Source organism: Pseudomonas tremae (assembly GCF_001401155.1).
Taxonomy (GTDB): domain Bacteria; phylum Pseudomonadota; class Gammaproteobacteria; order Pseudomonadales; family Pseudomonadaceae; genus Aquipseudomonas; species Aquipseudomonas tremae.
Genome location: NZ_LJRO01000211.1, coordinates 1 through 1,648 on the forward strand (window position 1 = coordinate 1; position 1,648 = coordinate 1,648).

Below are 1,648 nucleotides of genomic sequence, written 5' to 3' on the forward strand. Positions count from 1 at the left end.
GACGGAAATTTCGGCGGTTTGTGATTAGAACCCCTTGTTGGCCTGTTATTGTTTTCTGAGGAGCCAACTGAGCACTCAAGGTGTCAGGCTATCCACAGCTGAAACCCTTGGCCTGTACGCAGAATGGCGCCAGAATGACAACCATGAAAATTCTCAGTAATTATTCGAGTTCAGCGCTCGAACGATCCACCCTGCGCCTAGCTTCCGGGGTATCTGAAGCCATTGATGCCGAATGCTCGTACCGGCCCAGCAACGTATCGCACAAAACTTGGATTACCGAAGCCGTTACAGAAAGGCTTGCATGAACCGCCCCGGGTTTCTCGGAGACTCCAACCTTTGAGAGGATGGAGCGATGAAAAAACTACCGAAGTACTCCCCAGAGGTCCGTGAGCGGGCCATCAGGATGGTTTTCGAACACCTTCCTGAGTACGAGTCGCAGTGGGCCACCATCAGTGCCATTGCCCCCAAGATCGGCTGCACGCCCGAGACATTACGGCTGTGGGTTCGCCAATCTGAGCGCAACAGCGGCCAGCGTGATGGGCTGAGCACAGTCGAACGTGAGCGAGTCAAGCTGTTGGAGCGTGAGAACCGTCAGTTGCGTCAAGCTAACGAGATCTTGCGTAAGGCCTCAGCCTATTTTGCCCAGGCGGAGCTCGACCGCCCATTCAAACGATGAAGACGTTTATTGATGAAAACCGCCAGTCTTACGGGGTCGAGCCGATTTGCAAGGTGTTGCCAATCGCCCCGTCGACGTACTACCGGTACGCTGCTCAGCAGGCTGACCCCAGCCAGCAGTCAGCGCGTGCGCAACGTGACCAGGAACTGGGTGAGCACATCCAGCGAGTCTGGGATGAGCACTTCCAGGTATATGGCGTGCGCAAGGTCTGGCGACAGTTGCTGCGTGAAGGCCAGCAAGTCGCCCGCTGTACGGTGCAACGCCTGATGGGAGAGCTGGGCCTGCAAGGCGTGGTACGCGGCAAGCCCGTCAAGACGACGGTCAGCGACCAAGCCAGGCCGTGCCCGCAGGATCATGTCAACCGTCAGTTTGTGGCTGAGTGCCCGAACGCCCTATGGGTATCGGACTTTACCTACGTCAGTACCTGGCAGGGTTTTGTTTACGTGGCCTTCATCGTTGATGTCTTTGCCCGATTCATCGTCGGTTGGAAGGTGTCCAGTTCAGCGCGTACCGATTTTGTACTCGATGCACTGGAGCAAGCCCTTTACGCCCGTCGCCCAGTCAAGCAGGGTGGACTCATTCACCACAGTGACCGTGGCGTGCAGTACGTGTCCATTCGCTATACCGAGCGTCTTGTCGAAGCCGGTATTGAGCCATCGGTCGGGAGTGTCGGTGACTCTTACGACAATGCCTTGGCTGAGACCATCAATGGTCTTTACAAGGCTGAAGTGATTCATCGACGCTCTTGGCCCACACGGGGGGCGGTGGAGCTGGAAACGCTGAAATGGGTGGACTGGTTCAATCACCGCCGCCTGCTGGAGCCAATCGGTCATATTCCACCGGTCGAGGCAGAAGCCATCTATTATCAGCAACTCACCGAGTCTGCCCACGTGGCATGACTCAAACAAAAGGGTCTCCGAGAAACCCGGGGCGGTTCACCCTGCTGACCAGCCTATTTTGAATTCAGCTCAC

Annotated in this window: 1 protein-coding gene and 1 other annotated feature; the gene reads left to right on the forward strand. The window is 56.4% G+C overall.

Features of this window, described 5'->3' with window-relative positions:
- The first annotated feature begins 352 nt into the window (after positions 1-352).
- Positions 353-1,575 (forward strand): IS3-like element IS51 family transposase gene (locus ALO43_RS15450; protein WP_157062301.1). Its coding sequence is split into 2 segments (ribosomal slippage): positions 353-638 and positions 638-1,575, totalling 1,224 coding nucleotides; the frame shifts between segments, so codons are not numbered across the junction.
- Positions 631-747 (forward strand) — a sequence feature (AL1L pseudoknot). Its footprint overlaps the gene before it by 117 nt.
- Positions 1,576-1,648: the final 73 nt, after the last annotated feature.